A 20438-nucleotide genomic window follows, 5' to 3' on the forward strand; every position below is an offset into this window, starting at 1 on the left:
AATGGCAACGGTAATTCTTTCCGCGGCCGGCGCCGCGCTTGGCGGCTCCGTCGGCGGCTCCATCCTCGGGCTTTCCATGGCGGCGGTTGGCCGCTTTGCCGGCGCCGTCATCGGGCGCAGCATCGACCAGCGGCTGTTGGGGCAGGGGTCCGACACGGTGGAAACCGGCCGGGTCAGCCGCCTGCGCCTGACCGGCACGGGCGAGGGCGACGCCATCGCGCAGGTTTATGGCCGGATGCGCGTGGCGGGCCAGGTCATCTGGGCCACCGAGTTCCTTGAGACCTCCAGCACCTCGGGCGGCGGCGGAAAGGGCGCGCCAAGCCGCCCGAAGGTGACGCAGTACAGCTATTCGCTCAGCCTCGCCGTGGCGCTCTGCGAGGGCGAGATTTCAACGGTGGGCCGCATCTGGGCCGACGGGATCGAGATTTCGCCGGACGACCTGACGTTGCGAGTCTATACCGGTAGCCGCGACCAGCTGCCCGACCCCAAGATCGAGGCGGTCGAGGGCGCGGGCACGGTCCCGGCCTATCGCGGCACGGCTTATGTCGTGATCGAGGATCTGGACCTCACACCGTTCGGCAACCGGGTGCCGCAATTCACCTTCGAGGTCAGCCGCCCCGCGCCCGCCGACCAGCCGGGCGCCGAAGTCGCGCCCACCTACGCCATCCGAGGCACGGCCCTGCTGCCCGGCAGCGGTGAATACGCCCTGGCCACCACGGCGGCCAACATCTCTTTCGGTCCGGGATCGCAACAGCCAGCCAACGTCAATTCGCCCTCCGGCAAGACCGATTTTCTGACCTCGCTGGCCCAGATGGAGGGAGAACTGAAGGGGCTGAAAAGCACCTCGCTTATCGTCAGCTGGTTCGGCGACGACCTGCGCTGCGGTCAATGCACGATCCGCCCCAAGGTCGAACAGGCCCAGTACGATGCGGGCAACATGCCGTGGCAGGTCGGCCCGCTCACCCGCCAGACCGCGCAACTGGTTCCTTCCGACGACGAAGGTCGCCAGGTTTATGGCGGCACCCCCACCGACCAGGCGGTGATCGAGGCGATTCAAGCGCTGAACGACGCTGGCACAGACGTGATGTACTACCCCTTCATCCTGATGGACCAGATGCCCGGCAATAGTCTGCCAGATCCCTATTCCGAGGCCGAGAACCAGCCCGGTCTGCCCTGGCGCGGGCGCATCACCACGTCTGTCGCACCGAACCGCGAAGGCAGCCCAGACCGCACGGCAGCGGCAGAGGCCGAGGTCGCCGCCTTTTTCGGCACCGCGACGGCGGCGGATTTCATCCCCGATGCCGAACCCGAGGAAAACGAGTTCACCGGCTGGGTCGCTGGCAGCGAAGGGTCCATTCCGAAAGGGCCCCAGCTGGTGGAAACGCCCGGGGAACTGGTCGAGTATGCCGGCACGCGGATCGTCAGCCCGATCACCTATTCCGGCCCGGAGGAGTGGGGCTATCGACGCTTCATCCTGCACCAGGCCGCGCTTTGCGCCGCTGCGGGGGGCGTGGAAAGCTTCTGCATCGGCTCGGAAATGCGCGGCCTCACGCAAATTCGCGGTGAAGACAACAGCTTTCCCGCGGTCGAGGCGCTCATCGACCTGGCCGCCGAGGTGCGCCTCCTGCTCGGGCCTGACGTCAAGATCAGCTACGCCGCCGACTGGTCGGAATATTTCGGCTATCAACCGCAGGACGAATCGGGCGACCGGTTTTTCCACCTCGATCCGCTTTGGGCGGGCCCGAATATCGACTTCATTGGCATCGACAATTACATGCCCCTGTCGGACTGGCGAGACGGCCCAGATCACCTTGATGCACAGGCGCACGAGACAATCTACGATCTGGACTACCTGCGCGCCAACATCGAAGGCGGCGAGGGCTATGACTGGTATTACAGCTCCGCCAACGCGCGCCACGCGCAGGTCCGCACGCCGATCACCGACGACGCCCACAATGAGCCGTGGATCTGGCGTTACAAGGATATCCGCAACTGGTGGAAGAACCCGCATTTCGAGCGTATCGGCGGCGTGCGCCAGGCCGACCCCACCGCGTGGGAGCCGCGCGGCAAGCCGATCCGGTTCACCGAGTACGGGTGTGCCGCCGTGGACAAGGGCACCAACCAGCCCAACAAGTTCCTCGATCCGAAATCCTCGGAATCCACGCTGCCGCATTTCTCGGATGGGCGTCGCGACGAGCTGATCCAGCAGCAATACCTGCGCGCTTTCCTGGGGTACTGGAACGATCCCGCCAACAACCCGCAATCGGATGTCTATGACGGTGCGATGCTGGATATGGATCACGCCTATGCCTGGGCCTGGGACATGCGGCCTTATCCCTATTTTCCAAACAATCGCGACCTGTGGAGCGATGGCGCCAATTACTCCCGCGGTCACTGGCTGAACGGGCGCATCTCGTCCCGCACGCTGGCCTCGGTGATCGACGAAATCTGTCTCCGAGCCGGCCTCGACGCCTTCGACACGTCCCGCGCCCACGGCCTGGTGCGGGGCTATACGGTCGATCAGGTGTCCGAAGCCCGCAGCACCCTGCAACCGCTGATGCTCCGCTATGGGTTCGACGCGGTGGAACGGGACGGGCGTCTGCGCTTCATCATGCGTGACGGGGGGACCGATCGCGTGATCGACCTCGACACGCTGGTGCGTGACCCCGAGATGGACGGCGCTATCGAAGAAACCCGCGGCAGCACCGTGGAACTGGCGGGCCGCGTCCGCCTGCGCTTTGTCGAGGCTGACGGTGATTTCGAGGTCATTGCCGAAGAGGCGATCCTGCCCGACAACGCCACCCACGCCGTTTCGACCTCGGAATTTCCGCTGGCCATGACCCGTGCCGAGGGTCGCCAGACCGTCGAACGCTGGCTGTCCGAGGCGCGCATCGCCACCGACACCCTGCGCCTGACCCTGCCGCCCTCGCAACTCGAGACCGGCGCGGGCGACGTCATCGCCATTCCCGAAGGGCAGGGCCGGGGTCTTTTCCGCATCGACCGGGCCGACCAGATGGCCGGCGCGCAAAAGCTCGAGGCGGTGCGGATCGAACCCGAAAGCTATCGCCCGGCGGATTTCGAGGACGAGGCGGTCACCCTGCGCCCCTTCGTGCCGCCTTCGCCGGTGGCACCCTTCTTCCTCGACCTGCCGCTTCTGACCGGCGACGAGGTGCCTCACGCGCCGCATCTCGCCGTCACCGCGCGGCCGTGGCCCGGATCGGTGGCGCTCTATGCCTCGGACGAGGATTCGAACTACGCCCTCAACAGCCTTGTGACGGCCAGAACCCCCGTGGGAGTGCTGGAAACGCCACTCTTTCCGGCCTGCGCGGGCCGCATTGACCGCGGAGCCGCCCTTCAGGTGCGGATGTTGGGCGGCACGCTGGAAAGCGTCAGCGATCTGGCGCTTTTGAACGGCGGCAACCTGTGCGCCATCGGCGACGGCACGCCCAACGGGTGGGAGTTGATCCAGTTCCGCGATGCCGACCTCGTCGATACCGACACCTACCTGCTCGGCCACCGCCTGCGCGGTCAGGTCGGCACCGAACGCGCCGATCCCTGGCCGCAGGGCAGCTACCTCGTGCGCCTGGACGGCACCGCCAAGCAGATCGACCTGGCCGAGGCCAAGCGCGGGCTGGCGCGCTATTACCGGATCGGTCCCGCCGGGCGCCCGGTGGACGACCCCAGTTTCAGCGCGGTGCGGCTGGCCTTCGACGGCCTGGGCCTGCGCCCTCTCTCGCCGGTGCACCTGCGGCTGGCGGTCGGAACGGGGGGCGACCTGTCGCTCAGCTGGATAAGGCGCACGCGGATCGACGGCGACCGCTGGGATACCGCCGAGGTGCCGCTGGGCGAAGACCGCGAGGAATATCTCGTGCGCGTTGTTCAGCAAGACGCGGTGATCCGCCAGGTCAGTACCGATGCGCCGGTCTGGACCTACAGTGCGGCGGATCAGGCCGCTGACGCGTTGTCGGGCCTCTACGAGATGCAGGTCGCGCAGGTTTCCTCGCGCTTCGGTCCGGGCCGCTTCGCCCGCTTGACCGTGCCGGCCTGACAGTCCCCTCTCAGCCTCGCGCGCAGTCCACGCAGCGCGTCGCGGCCGGGTCCAGTTTCAGCCGGCCCGTGGCGATCTCCTCGCCGCAATCCTCGCAATAGCCGTACTCGCCCTCGTCGATCCGGACGAGGGCGGCGGTCAACCGCGCGCGCTCCCCTGCGCGGCGGGCATCGGTGGCCTTGGCCATCGCCTGGTTCTGCAACGCGTCCATCCGGCTCAGCCGCCCGACCGATTGCTGGTCCAGCTCCACCGTGGCCTTGCCCGCCGCGCCGCGCACGTCTTCCTCATCCAGCTCCGCCAGACGCGCCTTGATGAACCGGCGAAAATCGTCCTGCTCTGCCTCATTCATTTTCGTGACCCCACCCATGACGCCTTTGCATTTTACGGATCGAACATATCTGGTATAAGGGTAACCCGCACCAAGGAGCATGCACATGGCCGAAACACATGCAAAGCTTGCCGAGCTGGACCCGGTCTGGGCCCGGATCAACACCGAGGCGACGACCGCGATCAAGGACGAGCCGCTCCTTGGCGGGCTGATCCATTCATCGATCCTGCACCACAAGACTATCGAGGCCGCGCTGGCCTATCGCACGTCGATGAAGCTCGGCGCTGACGAGATGCCCGAACAGCTCCTGCGCGAGATCTGCGACATGGCTTATGCCGACGACCCCGAGCTGGGCCAGGCCGCCCGTGCCGATATCGTCGCCGTCTACGACCGCGACCCGGCCTGCGACCGTTTCATCCTGCCGATGCTGTTCTTCAAGGGTTTCCAGGCCATCCAGGCTTACCGCGTGGCCAACTGGCTTTGGCGCACCGACCGCCGCGACATGGCGCGGTTCTTCCAGATGCGCTGCTCCGAGGTGTTCGGCGTCGACATTCATCCCGCGGCCCGCATCGGCAAGGGGATCATGATCGACCACGCACACTCCATCGTGATCGGCGAGACGGCCGTTGTAGGCGACAACGTCTCGATGCTGCACTCCGTGACCCTGGGCGGCACCGGCAAGGAAGAGGAAGACCGCCATCCCAAGATCGGCGACGGCGTTCTGATCGGGGCCGGAGCCAAGGTGCTGGGCAATATCAAGGTTGGCCATTGCAGCCGCATCGCCGCAGGTTCGGTGGTGTTGCAAGAGGTGCCCCCCTGCAAGACCGTCGCGGGCGTGCCGGCCAAGATCGTGGGCGAAGCGGGCTGTGACCAACCCTCCGTCGCGATGGACCAGCTTCTGGGCGTGCGCTGAACGTCCCCGCCTCGGCAGTCTGGCCGCAGAGTCGCCCGGTCCGCGCGTCGGTCCGGGCATTTTGCTGAACCGATTGATGCAAAAATGCTGCAACCGGCGGCCATGGCCGCGCGTTATCCAGCCTGTTCAGGTCGACAACCCGAAAGGGCAGGTCTAGATACGCCTGACAAGTGTACCAATTCGTGACTGTCTTCCCGGGGGTCCTCGCTCCATGCGATCACAACTGCTGAAACTTCTTCCGTGCCTGGCTCTGGCCGCCCTTGCAGGCTGTACGGAGGTTCCCGATGACGGCAACTCGCAGTCCTTCGCCTCGTCGCGCAACGCGCCTGCACCCAGCAGCCTGCCGCCAGGCGCGCTGACCGATGCGGTCTCCATGCCCGACGCCGTCTGGCAGCGTTCGGCGCAACTGGCCCGCTACGGCCACCGCTTCGACAAGGCGTTCTACCAGGCCGCGGCACAACGCGAGGCGGCCAATATCGCGGCGCTCAAGCAGGCCTTCCTCGACCTCGGACCCGGCGTCGACCCCGAGGAGGCCGGACGCGCCGCCTACGTCGCCTATACCTACGTCGCTCAGCTTGTCGTCGAGTACGAGATCGACAGCGGCCCGCTGGCGCACAACACCGCCGTCAATTTCGGCAACAAGCCGCGCGGCCTGTGCTGGCACTGGGCCCATGACATGGACGCCCGCCTGCAGCGCGAGAATTTCAAGACGCTGGAAATCCACCGTGCCATCGCCAATTACGACAGCATCCGGCTGGAACACAGCACGACGATCCTGGGCCGCCGCGGCGACACGATGGAGGACAGCCTCGTTCTGGACCCCTGGCGCGACGCGGGCGATCTCTACTGGAGTCTCGTGCGCGAGGACGGCCGCTACGACTGGACCGAACGCAGCGAGGTCTTCGCGTGGAAAAAGGCGCAGAAGGCCAAGCAGACCGGCACGCCGGCCTTCTAGAGCCAATCCCCCAATCCGCGTAGGGTGGGTTTCCAACCCACCCACCCCTTCCAACGAAAAAGGCCGGGGAATCCCCCGGCCTAAACTTTCGTACCGCAACACCCTCAGGCCAGCATCACCATCGGGTTCTCCAGGTTCTCGGTGATTTGCGCCAGCAATTCCGCCCCAAGCGCCCCGTCGATTACCCGGTGATCCACGCTCAACGTCACCGACATCACCGTGGCCACCGTCAACTCGCCATCCTCGCCCACGACAGGCTTTTTCACACCCGCGCCCACGGCCAGGATCGCGCCATGCGGCGGGTTGATCACCGCGTCGAAATTGTCGATCCCGAACATCCCGAGGTTGGAAATCGCGAATGTCCCGCCCTGATACTCCTCGGGCGACAGCTTGCGTTCGCGCGCGCGGGCGGCAAGGTCCTTCATCTCCGCCGACAGGGCCGACAGCGATTTCATCTCGGCATCTTTCAGCACCGGCGTGAAAAGCCCGCCTTCGATCGCCACGGCCACCGCCACGTCCGACGGCTTCAGCTTCAGCACCCGGTCCCCGGCCCACACGGCATTGCAATCCGGCACCGCCTGCAACGCCAGCGCGCAGGCCTTGATGATGAAGTCGTTCACCGACAGCTTGACGCCGCGGCCTTCCAACTGCTTGTTCAGCTGCCCGCGGAATTTCAGCAGCGCATCCAGCCGGATATCGCGCCGCAGGTAGAAATGCGGGATCGTCTGCTTGGCCTCGGTCAGGCGGGCGGCGATGGTCTTGCGCATCCCGTCCAGCTTGACCTCCTCGAACTCGCGGTTCTTGTACATCGCCACGACCGCGTCCGAACTGGGGCCAGCCGGGGCAGGGGCCGCCTGTCCCGCACCCGCTGCGGGACCTCCCGCCGCCTTCTCCTCGGCAGGCTTGGCCGCTCCGGGTTTGGCACTTTCCACGTCCGCCTTCACGATCCGCCCATGCGGGCCGGACCCCTTGAGGCTTGTCAGGTCGATCCCCTTCTGCTTGGCGATCCGCCGCGCCAGCGGCGAGGCGAAGATGCGCTCTCCATCCTTCACAGGCGCCGCCGGGGCAGGGGGCACGTCGCCGCTCTCGGGTTTCCCTTGCTTGCTCCCGGCGTCTTTCTTGGGCGCTTCGTCCTTGGCCTCGGCCGTGTCGCCGCCACCACCGGAGGCCGGGGCGCTCACGTCGCCGATATCATCCGCGCTTTCGCCTTCCTCCAGCAGCACGGCAATCGCGGTGTTCACCTTCACGCCTTCGGTGCCTTCCTCGATCAGGATCTTCCCGATCGTGCCTTCGTCGACCGCCTCGAACTCCATCGTCGCCTTGTCGGTCTCGATCTCGGCCAAAAGGTCGCCGGAATTCACCGTGTCGCCTTCCTTGACCAGCCATTTCGCCAGCGTGCCCTCTTCCATCGTGGGCGAGAGGGCGGGCATGAGTATTTCCGTGGGCATCGCGCTCTCTCCTTACCGGTAGGTCACTTTGTTGACGGCCTCGATCACTTCCTTGGTCGAGGTCAGCGCCAGCTTTTCAAGGTTCGCGGCATAGGGCATGGGCACGTCCTTGCCCGTGCAGTTGATCACCGGCGCATCCAGGTAGTCGAACGCTCGTTCCATGATCACCGCACTGAGATGGTTGCCCATGCTGGCCACCGGGAAGCCTTCCTCGACCGTTACGCAGCGATTGGTCTTCATCACTGACGCGAGCACCGTGTCATAGTCCAGCGGGCGCAGCGTGCGCAGGTCTATCACCTCGGCATTCACACCTTCCTCGGCCAGCTTGTCCGCGGCCTCCAGCGCATAGGTCATGCCGATGCCGAAGCTGACGATGGTCACGTCGTCCCCGGCACGGGCGATGCGCGCCTTGCCGAAGGGGATGGTGAAATCATCCAGCACCGGCACCTCGAAGCTGCGCCCGTAAAGGATCTCGTTTTCCAGGAAGATCACCGGGTTCGGGTCGCGAATGGCGCTTTTCAGCAAACCCTTGGCATCGGCGGCGGAGTAGGGCTGCACCACCTTGAGCCCAGGCACGTGGGAATACCACGCCGCGTAATCCTGGCTGTGCTGCGCGGCCACCCGTGCCGCGGCCCCGTTGGGGCCGCGGAACACGATGGAACAGCCCAGCTGCCCGCCGGACATGTAATTCGTCTTGGCGGCAGAGTTGATGATCTGGTCGATCGCCTGCATCGCGAAGTTCCACGTCATGAATTCCACGATCGGCTTCAGCCCGCCCCAGGCCGCGCCCACGCCGATCCCGGCGAACCCGTGCTCGGTGATGGGCGTGTCGATCACGCGCTTGTTGCCGAACTCGTCCAGAAGCCCCTGAGTGATCTTGTAGGCGCCCTGGTACTCGGCCACCTCCTCGCCCATGATGAAGACGGTGTCGTCATTGCGCATCTCCTCGGCCATCGCCGCGTTCAGCGCTTCCCGCACCGTCATCTTGGTCATCTCGGTGCCTTCCGGCCAGTCCGGGCTGGCATCGGGCTGCGGCACGGGGGCGGCGGGCGAGGCCGCGACCGGCTCGCTCGCCGCGCGGCTTTCGCCATCGTCCTCGTCTTCGCCACCGTCCTCGCGGGCATCCTCTTTTGCGGAGGACGCGCCACCGCCCGACGAGGTCTCGCCGATATCGTCGGCGCTCTCGCCCTCTTCCAGCAGCACCGCGATGGGCGTATTCACCTTCACGCCCTCGGTGCCTTCCTCGATCAGGATCTTGCCGATCGTGCCTTCGTCGACCGCCTCGAACTCCATGGTCGCCTTGTCGGTCTCGATCTCGGCCATGATGTCGCCGGAACTGACCGTGTCACCTTCCTTGACCAGCCACTTGGCCAGCGTGCCTTCTTCCATCGTCGGCGACAGGGCGGGCATCAGAATTTCTGTTGGCATGTCTTTATGTCTCCTCGCAACCCGTCGCTCAGGCTTCCACGTAGATGTCGGTCCACAGCTCGGACACGTCCGGCTCGGCGCTTTCCTTGGCGAAATCGGCGGACTTGTTCACCACGTCCTTGATTTCCTTGTCGATCGCCTTGAGGTCCTCCTCGGTGGCATGCTTGCCCTCCAGCAGCAGCTCGCGCACATGCTCGATGCAGTCCTTCTCGTCGCGCATCTTCTGCACTTCCTCGCGCGTGCGGTACTTGGCCGGGTCCGACATCGAGTGCCCGCGATAGCGATAGGTCTTCACTTCCAGAATGTACGGCCCGTCACCCTTGCGACAGTGCGCCACGGCCTTCGCCCCGGCTTCCTTGACGGCCAGAACGTCCATGCCGTCCACCGCCTCGCCGGGGATGCCAAAAGCCTCGCCGCGAGTGTAGATATCGGGGGTCGAGGTCGAGCGTTTCTGCGAGGTGCCCATGGCGTACTGGTTGTTCTCGATCACGAACACCACCGGCAGCTTCCACAGCGCGGCCATGTTGAACGTCTCGTAGACCTGGCCCTGGTTCGCCGCGCCATCCCCGAAATAGGTGAAGGTCACGCGCCCGTTGCCCTTGTACTGATCGGCCAATGCCAGCCCCGCACCCAACGGTACGTTGGCCCCCACGATGCCGTGCCCGCCATAGAAATCCTTCTCGCGGCTGAACATGTGCATCGAGCCGCCCTTGCCCTTGGAATAACCGCCCTCGCGGCCCGTCAACTCGGCCATCACGCCGTCGGGGTCCATCCCGCAGGCCAGCATGTGGCCGTGGTCGCGATAGGTCGTGATCCGCTTGTCGCCGTCCTCGGCAGTCGCTTCCAGCCCGACGACGACCGCTTCCTGACCTATATAAAGGTGGCAGAACCCTCCGATCAGGCCCATCCCGTACAGTTGGCCAGCCTTCTCCTCGAATCGACGGACCAGCAGCATGTCGCGATAATATTTCTTCAACTCGTCGGCGGAAACGTTTGGTTTCTTTGAGGTTTTCCTGGCAGCCATGCGGGCGGGCTCCTGTGCTGTAAGGGATAGTTTAGCCTTAAACTATCTTATACAAGACTCGCCCGGATTTTTCGAGGGGGATTTTGACGCAGCGTTACCGGCGCCCTCAGGCGCGGTCGTCATCACTGCCGGATTCGGGGTCGTTATAGGCGGCGGGATCGAAATCCTCGGGATCATAGGCATCCTCGTCCTCGCCGATGGCGGTCACGTGGCTCGTTCCCGTCTCCTCGTCGAAGACCAGGCCATAGGTCGCGCGCCCTTCGGATTTGTAGCGGGTATACTCGTGAATGCCCGCATAGACGAAGGCCAGCGCGAAGGGCGAAACGATCAGCGCGGCGATTATTTGAGGTGTCATCGTGTTGCTCCTCTCCTTTGCCTGTTGCACGTCACGGGCGCGGCCCGCGAGCATGGTCGCTTGCTCCAGCCCATTTACCTAGCCTAGGTTCGGTGCAGGTCCAGCCTCGGCCCGCCTTCTCTCGCGACCGCGCCCCGCATCAAAGCCAGAATGCCATCATGCAAATGCCTCCTGCAAGCCCTGCCTCGCCGTGTTCCCCCTGCGGACCCCGCGATCACGTGGTGTTTCGCGCGATCCTTGCCGCGACGGGCGAGGAAGTCTGCATCTGCCTTCAGCCCGGGCTTTTCTACGGCTGTCACATCGGCAGTCCCGGCCAGCCGCCACGGATCGCTTTCAGCGTCGACGGCATGACCGTCACGGGCGATCATGATTGGGTGCGGACAGATGGCACTGACTGGGCGTCGCTTGTGCTGAGCCATCAGGGGACGACCTACACGGCCCGCGTCAGCCGCCCCGCCTCCGAGACGGCGCTGCCGCAGGGAACCTTGCGGATCACGGGTTCGGAAACGGTCACGCATGAACTCGACCCCGAGTCCATTCTCCACGACCTGCCGCTGGCCTGAAACGGCTCTCGCGCGGGGCAGGGAGAGCGCTTAGCGAATGACGATCTCGTCGGCGCGCAGCATTCCTAGCACCTCGCGCGCCTGCTGGTCCAGCAGGTCGAGGTCCAGGTAGGTGTCAGACAGCCGCCGCGTCAGGTTCTCCATCCGCGCGACCTGTCCATCCAGCACCGCCAGTTGCTTGCGCAGTTCGGCCTCGCCCGATTCGATCTCGGCGCGGCGGAACAAGCCATAGTCGCCCTGCACCGCGGCAAAGGTGAAATACGCCCCCAGCCCGAAGGCTATGGCGAAATAGATCAACACACCGAATGCGGGGCGCCTGCGCGATTTCATGACTGCTCTTTCTGCCTCTGGTGCCCGCCTCTTTGCGTGCGGTGCCCGTGCACAATGACACAGGCGAATCGCTTTGTGAATCCCCTTTCACATCAAAGCACTTAAAGGCTACTACTCGTCCTCAAGGAGAGTCTTTCATGCCACAATTGCCCCCCGACGCCGCGCTGCTCACTCATGACGTGACCAACCAGCCCGAGCCGCGTGGCGACGTGGATCTTTACGCCACCGATCCCGCGCTGGCCGACCATGCCGGCGCGACGGGGGCCGACACCGCGCATCTTGCGGCTTACGGCGCAAGCATCGGCACTGCCGCCATGTTTGAGGCGGGCCGCGCGGCCAACCGCAACCCGCCCGAACTGCTGCTCTTCGACGCCGGCGGCCGCAGGCTTGACGAGCTGCGCTTTCACCCCGCCTATCACGACCTCATGCGTACCGGCATCGGCGCGGGCTATGCCGCCATCGCGTGGGAGGGCGCGGCGGGCGGCCATGCCACCCACGCCGCGATGGTCTACCTCACTTCCCAGGTCGAGCCGGGCGTATGCTGCCCCATGACCATGACCTACGCCGCCGTGCCCGCGCTACAGGCCGACAACGCGCTCTTCGAGACATGGGCGCCCAAGCTGCTCAGCCGCGCCTACGATCCCGCGCCGAAACCGCTGGCGCGCAAACCCGGCGCGACGCTCGGCATGGCCATGACGGAAAAACAGGGCGGCTCGGACGTGCGCGCCAACACCACCCGCGCCGCACCCGATGGCGACGCCTATGTGCTGCGCGGACACAAGTGGTTCTGCTCCGCGCCCATGTCCGACGGCTTCCTGACGCTGGCACAGGCGCCGGGCGGGCTGACGTGTTTCCTCGTCCCGCGCTGGCTGGAGGGGCGGCGCAACACGATCCACATCCAGCGGCTCAAGGACAAGCTCGGCAACCGCGCCAATGCCTCCGCCGAGATCGAATATGCCGATGCCGTGGCCTACAGGCTTGGCGCGGAGGGCGAGGGCGTGAAGACCATCGTCGAGATGGTGCACCACACCCGCCTTGACACCGCCATGGCCCCCGCCGGCCTGATGCGTGCGGCCCTGGGCCACGCCGCCTACTGGGCGCGCCACCGCACCACGTTCCAGAAAACGCTGATCGACCAGCCCCTGATGCGGTCTGTGCTCTCGGACCTGGCACTCGACTGGGAAGGCACGCTGGCCCTCGGCATGTTCGTGGCGGGCCATTTCGACCGCGACACCGACGAGGCCCGCGCCTTTTCCCGCGTCGCCGTCGCGCTGGCCAAGTACATGGGCAACAAGCTGTGCCCCAACGTGGTCTACGAGGCGATGGAGGCGATGGGAGGCATGGGCTATGTCGAGGACACGCCGCTGCCGCTCCTCTACCGCGAGGCGCCCCTCAACTCGATCTGGGAGGGCTCGGGCAACGTGATCTGCCTCGACATCCTGCGCACCCTGCGCAAGGTGCCGCTGGCGGGTGAGGTGCTCAGCCGCGAGTTGGGCGCCGTGGCCGGTCAATACTGGCGCTACGACGCCGCGCTCAACGCCCACATCACCCGCTTCCCCCGCTTGCCGGACGAGGGCCAGGCCCGCTGGTATGTCGAAAGCCTCGCCACGCTGCTCACCGCGTCCGTCCTCATCCGCCAGGCGCCTGCGTCTGTGGCCGAAGCCTACGTTGCCACGCGGCTCGCGGGCGAGCGGGGCCGCACCACCGGCGCCATCGGCGCCGTCGACACCGACGCGATCCTGTCGCGGCTGTAGGAGAGACGGTCGGCCCACCAGTGCACCCCGTCCCGGGCCTGACCCGGGACCTCCTGACGTCAAGATTTATGGACAACGCTCGCTCAAAACGCCCCGCGCGGAATCAAGGCGCGCTATGCGCGCCGCCGCGCGATCGCCAGACCGCCCGCCGGGCTGGCGATCGGCTGCCGTTGGCGCGCCAATTTCAGGCCTTGCGGAAACAGCAGCTATAAAGTGCCCTGAACACCCTTCGGCTCGCCAGCCCGCGGTCTGGCAATCGCGCGGACTCTGACTGTCGCGCGACCTCGCCACCCGGACCACCCGTCCCGGGCCTGACCCGGGACCTCTACGCCTTCAGATGTATCGCGAACCGCTTGCGTATCTCGGCGTCCAGCACCGGGGTCAGCCGCGCCGCCGACGCCTGCGCCAAAATCTCTTCCTTCCGCGCAACCGCCTTTTCCACCAGATCCGGCTTGCCCAATTCCACCCATTCCTTGGGCGACGACCGATCCCCCAGCGTCGGGTAACAATGATCCCGCTGCATCCGCGCCAGCGTCGCCTCGGTGCCCAGGTAATGCCCCGGCCCACCGATGCAGACCGTCTCCATCTGGTCCAGCGCCAGCGTCTCGTCATCCACCTCGATCCCGCGCACGCAGCGCAGTGCCTGACCGATCAGGTCATCGCCTAGGATCAGGCTCTCGTGACAGAATCCCAACAGGGACGCGTGCATCCCCGCCGCCTCGTAAACCATGTTCACGCCCGCAAGCCCCGCCATCACGTTCGAGCACATCTGCTCCCACCCGGCCTGCATGTCGGGCAGTTTGCTGTCCGACGCGCCGCCCGCCGCCCCGCCGGGCACGCCGTAGAACTGGTGCATCTGCGCACAGCCCGCGCTCAACAGCGCCTGTTCGCCCGACCCGATCGACATCGCGCCGGTGCGCAGATCCAGCCCGAAGGGCCAGGTGCCGAAGATTGCCGGATGCCCCGGCTTCACCGCGTTGACATAGACCAGCCCGGCAAGGCACTCCGCGGTGGCCTGCATGATCGCCCCCGCGATGGTCGACGGCGCGGTGGCCCCCGCCATCCCGGCCGACAGCAGCAGGACCGGCATTCCGCCCTCGATGCACCGCTCCATCACTTCGCAGGATTCGGTCGCGAACCGCATCGGCGGCACCACGAAACAGTTGGAATTGCTGACGAAAGGCCGTTCGCGAAACTTATCCTCGCCGCCCGCGATCATGTAGAGCATCTCCATCGCCGGGGCGACGTGATGCGGCTCGGTAAAGGACGTGCCTACATGCTTTGTCGTGCCCGTGCAGCAGGCATAGACGGTGTTCAGCTCCATCTCCATGTTGTCGGGAATATCCCGCGCCACCATGGGCCGCTGACAGAAATGCACGTTGTCCAGCACATCGACGATCCGCGCCGCATCGTGCAAATCCTGCAACGTGCTCTCGCGGTAATTGCGCCCGTCCACATCCACCATGTTCACCGCCGCGCCGGCGGTGCCGTAATGCACACGCGACCCGCCCAGGTGCAGGTCGTTCACCCCGTCGCGGCTGTAAAGCGTGATCTCGCGATTGGCCCGCGCGATGGTGTCCTCCACCAGCGCCCGGGGAAAGCGGATGCGCCCGTCGTCGCCTTGCACGGCACCCGCGCCGGTCAGGTAGGCGATCCCGCTCGGCGGCGCGCCCGACAGCCCGATACGTTCCAATGCATCGAGCGCGGCCTCGTGGATGCGCAGGATCTGCGCGTCGGTCAGCACCTTCAGTGTGCCGCCGTCCATACCGGCGCGGACGGGGCGGATGGTGGTGTCGAGCGGGGCCGCGCGGCTGGCACGGCGCGCGGCGCGGCCTCCGGCGCGGCGGGGGGACAGGTTGTTCATGTCGGGGGTCCTTGGATCGCTGTGAAAGGGTAGGGGAGCCGTGTCTCAGCCCCGTGCCGGCCGCCCCCGCGCGGCTCGTCCGCGTTCCGCCCCGATGGTGCGGATCTTGAGAACTATCTTGCAGTGCAGCGCCATGCGCGGCCCTCCATCGCAAGCCCGCACATGCGCGACCGCATCGCCGGGCCCAATGGTGGGATTAAGGCCGCGCGTCTGCGCCCGATCTGTTCCAAAAACGACTTCTGGTTCAAAAACGACAGAATCTTACGCCGCAGGGCAGCAATGGGCGCTGCGGCGCATGGCCGGGGCATTGGCCCCTGCCGATCGCCCCGGTCAGGGGTTCCCCGCCTTGCGACTCGGGCCGCAAGAGCGCGCCAATGCGGCCGCTTCAGCCCGGCCCGGCCGCCTCCAACGGCGCCCGTTTCACGCAGAGGTCATCGGGGCGGGAGCACAGACCACGCGGCCCGCCACTCAGCCACCGGGACCCGCAGCGACCGCCGTCCCGGACTTGATCCGGGACCTCGCGCCGGCTCACTCACGCGGCACATGCAGCCCGATCCTACCTAAAGGCCAGCACGGGGGACACCACCGAAACACCCGCCATACCGCCCCGGCCCGTAAACGCCGCCGTCCCGGGTCCTCGCACGCCCTCGTGTCAGGCCGCCACGCCCGCCAGCTCCGCCGCCATCTCCACCAGCCGCGCCAGCGCCTCGCTCAGCCGGTCGTCCGGCACGGTCAATGCCACGCGCACATGGCCCGCCGCGGCTTTCCCGAAACTTTCGCCCGGCATCACGGCCACCTTGCGGTGATCCAGCAGCGCCTCGGCGAAAACCTCGCCCGACAGTCCCGTCGCCCGCACGTCCAGCATCACGAACATCGCCCCCTGCGCCGGGATCGGGCGCACCACGTCCTGCCCCTCCAGCAGCCCCAGCACCAGGTCGCGCCGCCGCCGGAAGGGGGCCGCGACCTCTTCCTCGAAATCCGCGCCTTTCCCAAGCGCGTAAAACGCCGCCTCCTGCACGAACCCCGCCACCCCATAGGTCGTGTGGGTCGACAGGTTGCCCATGTGCGAAATCGCCTCCTCCGGCCCCACGACCCAGCCGATCCGGCTGCCGGTCATGGCATGACTTTTGGACAGCGAGCCGATTACCAGCGTGCGCTCGGCCATCCCGTCCAGCATCCGGGGGCTGACATGATCGCCCACCCACAGTTGCGTGTCGTAAACCTCGTCCGAGATCAGCCACATGTCGTGCTCGCGGCACACCTCTGCGATCCCTTCCAGCGTCTCGCGGCCATAGACCGCGCCGGTGGGATTGTTCGGCGTGTTGATAAGCAGGCTTTTCGCGCCCTTCGCCGCGGCGGCGATATCCGCGGGATCGGGCTGGAACATCCGCTCGGGCCGCGCGGCCACCGCCACGTCCTGCGCTCCCACGGCCCGGATAGTGCCGGGATAGGTGGCATAGAACGGGTCGATATAAAGCGCCCGGTCGCCCTCGTCACACGCGGCGTGGTGGGCGGCGAAGAGCCCCGCCTGGCCGCCCGGCACCACCAGCACGTTGTCCGGCGTCGTCGGCACACCCGTCCGCGCCGTCACCCGCTCGGCCACCGCCTCGCGCAGGTTCAGGTTGCCGTTGAACATGGAATAGCCCACATGGCCCGCGCGCGTGGCCGCATCCATCGCGTCGAGGATGCTGGAATCGGTGCCCACGTCATGCTCGCCGATCGTCAGCATGGCGACATCCTCGCCCGCGTCCATCATTTCCTTGGCCTTGTAATAGACGTCCCAGCCGTCCGACCCGCCGCCCGTCAGCCCCGTGATCCGCTTCGACAATGCCATGCCAGCCTCCTTCGTTCGTCGGCGCCACATGGCCCGGCGGCCTCTGCGAAGTCAAGCAACTGGCCAGCCACTTCAGATCTCGTCCGACCGGTCGCCCATCACATAGCGCGGTCCCGACCCACGGACCCGCGCCTTGTCCTTGGGATTGTAAAGCGCGCAGGTCTTCAGCGACAGACAACCACAGCCGATGCACCCGTCCAGCCGCGCCCTCAGCGCCTGCATCTGCGCGATCCGTTCGTCCAGCACCGCCCCGAACCGGCGCGAGATCCGCGCCCAGTCCGTCTTGCCCGGTGTGCGGTGCTCGGGCAGCTCGGCCAGCGCCGCGCGGATTTCCGGCAGGCTGAAGCCCAGACCCTGCGAGATCATCACGAAGCTCAGCCGCCTGATGTCCGACCGCGCATAGCGCCGGTGCCCCGCCGCGTTGCGATCGGGGCGCACCAGCCCCTCGTCCTCGTAGTACCGTATGGCCGACGACGCGAGCCCCGTGCGCTCGGAGACAAAGCCGATCGTCAAACCGCGATCCGGCAAGGGTCTGGCAGACATGAGAATTTTCCCCCTTGGCTTCAAGCTTACTTGAAGAAGTACGCTGATTTCACAATGGAATCAACCTTGCGAAGGAACGCCCCATGAAACTCGAACACGTCAACATTACCGTCCCCGATCCCAGGGCCAGCGCCGCGATCCTGTGCGATCTCTTCGGATGGCACGTCCGCTGGCAGGGGGCGGCCAAGGACAATGGCTTCACCGTCCACGTGGGCGACGATGACAGCTACCTGGCCCTCTACGCGCCCGACAAGGCGCTTCAGGCGATGGGCGAGACCTATGGCCGGATCGGCGGGCTGAACCACGTGGGCGTCACCGTCGACGACCTCGCGGGAACCGAGGCGCGGGTCAAGTCCGCCGGCTACACGCCCCACAACCACGCCGACTACGAACCGGGACAGCGGTTCTATTTCGACGGTCCAGACGGAATCGAGTTCGAGGTGGTGCATTATGACTGACATCGGACGCAACCGGCGCGCCATCGGCCTCCTGCTCTATACCGGCGCGCTTCTCGGCACCGGCCTGCCGCTGGGCAAGCTGGCCGCCGCGGCCGGGGTGCCGCCGCTCGTCTGGTCCATGGTGATCTCCGCCGGGGCCGCCGGCGTGCTGATCCCGGTGCTGGTGCTGCAACGGCGCTTCGCGCTGCCCCGGGGCCGGATGCTGCGCTATTCCGCCATCTCCGGCGTGCTCAGTTTTGCCGCGATCAACGCGCTGCTCTTCCTGCTGATCCCGCATGTCGGGGCAGGCTATGCGGGGCTGATGTTCGGGCTGGCCCCCGTGGCGACGCTCGCCGTGACGGTCATGGCGGGCCTTGCCATGCCGCCGCGCCTGGGGGTGGTCGGCATCGGCCTCGGTCTTGCGGGCGCGGCGCTGGTCGCGGTCACGCGGGGCGGGGCCGACGGGGCAGGGGGCGTGGGCTGGCCGCTCCTTGGGTTCGCCCTGCCGGTGATCCTGGCCATCGGCAACCTCTACCGCACGCTCGACTGGCCCGAGGGGGCGCATCCCGCCGCCCTGGCGGCCTGGAGCCATGTCTTCGCCCTCCTGGCGCTCGGCCTGCTGCAACTCGTCCTGACCGGCGACGTGTCGCTCGAGCGTCTGCATGCCGTGCCGCATCTCGTCCTGCCCCAGATGATCGTCGCGGGGCTGACCTTCCCGGCATATTTCGCCCTGCAGCATGCGGGCGGCCCGGTCCTGCTCAGCCAGATCGGCTATGTCACCGCCGCGGTCGGGCTGGCCACCGGCACGGTCTTGCTGGGCGAGGTCTATGCCCCGCTGACCTGGGCCGGGGCGGCGGTGATCGCCATCGGCATTGCCCTGACCATCCGCGCGCAGCTCTCCCCGGCGCCGGTTGTTTCCCGGCGGGCGCCCTCTGCGGGATGCGCTTGACCGGGCGGGGGCGGCCTTCTATGGTCGCCCCCATGACCGTTGCACCCATCACCATTTGCTGCATTTCCCGCTGACATCGTCAGGCGGGCCGGTCTTCTATTCCATAAGTCGAACCAAGTTGCTAAGCCCGCCGCGGGACCACGCGCGCGAGGACGCCATGACGACTATAAAACTGCACAACACCCGCACCCGGAAGAAAGAGGTGTTCGAGCCTCTGAACAAGGACGATGTGCGCATGTATGTCTGCGGCCCCACCGTCTATGACCGCGCCCACCTGGGCAATGCGCGGCCCGTGGTGGTGTTCGACGTGCTCTACCGGCTCTTGCGGGATGTCTATGGCGCGGATCACGTCACCTACGTGCGCAACTTCACCGACGTGGACGACAAGATCAACGCGCGGGCCGCCGAGACCGGGCGGGGTATCTCGGACATCACCGCCGAAACCACCCAATGGTTCCTCGACGACATGGGCAGCCTCGGCGCGCTGGAACCCGACCAGATGCCCCGGGCAACGCAATACATCCCGCAGATGGTCGCGATGATCGAAAAGCTCATCGCCGACGGCCACGCCTACGCCGTAGAGGGCCACGTCCTTTTCCGCGTCCGCTCCTATCAGGATTACGGCAAGCTCTCGGGGCGCTCGGTCGACGACATGGTCGCGGGCGCCCGCGTCGAGGTCGCGCCCTACAAGGAAGACCCGATGGATTTCGTCCTCTGGAAACCTTCAGATGAGACGCAACCGGGCTGGGATAGCGCGTGGGGCAGGGGACGCCCCGGCTGGCACATCGAATGCTCCGCCATGGCCTATGAACTCCTGGGTGAAAGCTTCGACATCCACGGCGGCGGCAACGACCTGATGTTTCCCCACCACGAGAACGAGATCGCCCAAAGCTGCTGCGCCCACCCCGAGGGGACATTCGCCAACTTCTGGCTGCACAACGAGATGCTTCAGGTCGAGGGCAAGAAGATGTCCAAGAGCTTGGGGAATTTCTTTACGGTGAAGGATTTGCTCGACCAGGGCATTCCCGGCGAGGTGATCCGCTTCGTGTTCCTCTCCACGCATTACCGCAAGCCGATGGACTGGACGGCGGAGAAGGCGCGGGAGGCGGAAAAGACCCTGCGCAAATGGTACGCACAGGCAGCGCAAGGCATAGGAACCGGAGACCCATATAAACCTGTCGTCACCGCGCTTGCTGACGACTTGAATACGGCACGCGCAATCTCCGAGTGCCACCAGTTGTCGCTTGCCGACGATATCGCAAATCTGCGGTACACGCTTCAATTCCTGGGCTTGATGAAAGACACCGTCCCGGATTGGGTTTCGTCCTCACAGGTGGACCTCTCCGGCATCGAAGAAAAATTGATGTCAGCGCGTGAAGCGGCGATGCAGACGAAAGACTTCTCCGAAGTTGACCGTCTGAAAACGCATCTGGCCGACGCGGGTGTGGAAGTCCGCATGAGCAAGACGTCTGTGGAACTCGTCCCAACCGTCGACTTCGACCCCGCCAAGCTGGAGGCCCTCAAATGATCCTCCCGTCCAACCACCCCGCGCAGCGCTCGACCGCCGGGGGGGCGCTGCGCGGTCCGAGCGGGGCACTTTATGCCAGCCTCACGCCTCCGACCGTTTGTCCATACGCAACCGTCGCCAAAGCGCCCGCCCGAGGG

The 20438-nt window shown here is 66.1% G+C and carries 17 protein-coding genes; 8 read left to right on the forward strand and 9 right to left on the reverse strand.

The genetic code is table 11. The features are described 5' to 3' along the window. Nucleotide 1 precedes the first annotated feature (1 nt). Nucleotides 2-4048, forward strand: a complete 4047-nt coding sequence (locus ACSQ76_RS09310; RefSeq protein WP_437156356.1) for a baseplate multidomain protein megatron — start codon at nucleotides 2-4, stop codon at nucleotides 4046-4048. 10 nt (nucleotides 4049-4058) lie between these two features. Here ACSQ76_RS09310 and ACSQ76_RS09315 read toward each other — a convergent pair whose 3' ends face one another. After that, nucleotides 4059-4397: a TraR/DksA family transcriptional regulator gene (locus tag ACSQ76_RS09315; RefSeq protein ID WP_437156357.1), complete on the reverse strand. Its 339-nt coding sequence runs from the start codon at nucleotides 4395-4397 to the stop codon at nucleotides 4059-4061. A gap of 85 nt (nucleotides 4398-4482) precedes the next feature. On the opposite strand from ACSQ76_RS09315, the gene cysE reads away from it, so the two are divergent. Together cysE and ACSQ76_RS09325 are read left to right on the forward strand one after the other, a co-directional pair. Further along, nucleotides 4483-5289, forward strand: coding sequence for a serine O-acetyltransferase (gene cysE / locus ACSQ76_RS09320; protein WP_306130589.1), 807 nt, complete (start codon nucleotides 4483-4485; stop codon nucleotides 5287-5289). A 211-nt stretch (nucleotides 5290-5500) separates the two neighbouring features. Beyond that, a complete protein-coding gene (locus tag ACSQ76_RS09325) occupies nucleotides 5501-6244 on the forward strand; it encodes a hypothetical protein (RefSeq protein WP_437156358.1) in 744 nt (247 codons plus the stop codon). A 104-nt stretch (nucleotides 6245-6348) separates the two neighbouring features. Here ACSQ76_RS09325 and ACSQ76_RS09330 read toward each other — a convergent pair whose 3' ends face one another. From ACSQ76_RS09330 to ACSQ76_RS09345, 4 genes are all read right to left on the reverse strand, one after another. Beyond that, nucleotides 6349-7692, reverse strand: a complete 1344-nt coding sequence (locus ACSQ76_RS09330) for a pyruvate dehydrogenase complex dihydrolipoamide acetyltransferase (protein ID WP_437156359.1) — start codon at nucleotides 7690-7692, stop codon at nucleotides 6349-6351. A 12-nt stretch (nucleotides 7693-7704) separates the two neighbouring features. Continuing rightward, nucleotides 7705-9120, reverse strand: coding sequence for a pyruvate dehydrogenase complex E1 component subunit beta (locus ACSQ76_RS09335; protein WP_437156360.1), 1416 nt, complete (start codon nucleotides 9118-9120; stop codon nucleotides 7705-7707). Nucleotides 9121-9148: 28 nt separating this feature from the next. Continuing rightward, the gene (gene pdhA / locus ACSQ76_RS09340) at nucleotides 9149-10144 is read right to left on the reverse strand and encodes a pyruvate dehydrogenase (acetyl-transferring) E1 component subunit alpha (RefSeq protein ID WP_437156361.1); all 996 of its coding nucleotides are present in this window, start codon (nucleotides 10142-10144) and stop codon (nucleotides 9149-9151) included. A gap of 106 nt (nucleotides 10145-10250) precedes the next feature. Then, the gene (locus tag ACSQ76_RS09345; RefSeq protein ID WP_306130594.1) at nucleotides 10251-10499 is read right to left on the reverse strand and encodes a hypothetical protein; all 249 of its coding nucleotides are present in this window, start codon (nucleotides 10497-10499) and stop codon (nucleotides 10251-10253) included. Nucleotides 10500-10720: 221 nt separating this feature from the next. Here ACSQ76_RS09345 and ACSQ76_RS09350 point away from each other — a divergent pair, with 221 nt between their 5' ends. Beyond that, complete coding sequence (locus ACSQ76_RS09350) at nucleotides 10721-11062, forward strand: hypothetical protein (protein WP_437156362.1); 342 nt, start codon at nucleotides 10721-10723, stop codon at nucleotides 11060-11062. 30 nt (nucleotides 11063-11092) lie between these two features. Here the strand turns inward: ACSQ76_RS09350 and ACSQ76_RS09355 are convergent, their stop codons facing one another. After that, on the reverse strand, nucleotides 11093-11392 hold the full coding sequence (locus tag ACSQ76_RS09355; RefSeq protein WP_306130596.1) for an FtsB family cell division protein: 300 nt from the start codon (nucleotides 11390-11392) through the stop codon (nucleotides 11093-11095). Nucleotides 11393-11529: 137 nt separating this feature from the next. On the opposite strand from ACSQ76_RS09355, the gene ACSQ76_RS09360 reads away from it, so the two are divergent. After that, nucleotides 11530-13146, forward strand: coding sequence for an acyl-CoA dehydrogenase family protein (locus tag ACSQ76_RS09360; protein WP_437156363.1), 1617 nt, complete (start codon nucleotides 11530-11532; stop codon nucleotides 13144-13146). 325 nt (nucleotides 13147-13471) lie between these two features. Here the strand turns inward: ACSQ76_RS09360 and ACSQ76_RS09365 are convergent, their stop codons facing one another. The 3 genes from ACSQ76_RS09365 to soxR all read right to left on the reverse strand — a co-directional run bounded on the left by ACSQ76_RS09365 (nucleotide 13472) and on the right by soxR (nucleotide 17387). Then, nucleotides 13472-15010, reverse strand: coding sequence for a trimethylamine methyltransferase family protein (locus tag ACSQ76_RS09365; RefSeq protein WP_437156364.1), 1539 nt, complete (start codon nucleotides 15008-15010; stop codon nucleotides 13472-13474). A 652-nt stretch (nucleotides 15011-15662) separates the two neighbouring features. After that, complete coding sequence (locus ACSQ76_RS09370; protein WP_437156365.1) at nucleotides 15663-16844, reverse strand: pyridoxal phosphate-dependent aminotransferase; 1182 nt, start codon at nucleotides 16842-16844, stop codon at nucleotides 15663-15665. Between the two features lie 72 nt (nucleotides 16845-16916). Beyond that, nucleotides 16917-17387, reverse strand: coding sequence for a redox-sensitive transcriptional activator SoxR (soxR, locus tag ACSQ76_RS09375; RefSeq protein ID WP_437156366.1), 471 nt, complete (start codon nucleotides 17385-17387; stop codon nucleotides 16917-16919). Between the two features lie 83 nt (nucleotides 17388-17470). On the opposite strand from soxR, the gene ACSQ76_RS09380 reads away from it, so the two are divergent. The 3 genes from ACSQ76_RS09380 (at nucleotide 17471) to cysS (ending at nucleotide 20301) form a co-directional block, all read left to right on the forward strand. Next, nucleotides 17471-17845 (forward strand): VOC family protein, encoded by a 375-nt coding sequence (locus tag ACSQ76_RS09380; RefSeq protein WP_306130603.1) that lies wholly within the window; start codon nucleotides 17471-17473, stop codon nucleotides 17843-17845. Then, nucleotides 17838-18773 carry a DMT family transporter gene (locus ACSQ76_RS09385; RefSeq protein WP_437156367.1) on the forward strand — a complete coding sequence of 312 codons (936 nt, stop codon included), beginning with the start codon at nucleotides 17838-17840 and terminating at the stop codon, nucleotides 18771-18773. The genes ACSQ76_RS09380 and ACSQ76_RS09385 overlap by 8 nt, the downstream gene beginning before the upstream one ends. A 157-nt stretch (nucleotides 18774-18930) precedes the next feature. Beyond that, a complete protein-coding gene (gene cysS, locus ACSQ76_RS09390; protein WP_437156368.1) occupies nucleotides 18931-20301 on the forward strand; it encodes a cysteine--tRNA ligase in 1371 nt (456 codons plus the stop codon). Nucleotides 20302-20438 lie beyond the last annotated feature (137 nt).

Origin of the sequence: Roseovarius sp. B08 (assembly GCF_051417955.1) — a bacterium.
Classification (GTDB): Bacteria; Pseudomonadota; Alphaproteobacteria; order Rhodobacterales; family Rhodobacteraceae; genus Roseovarius.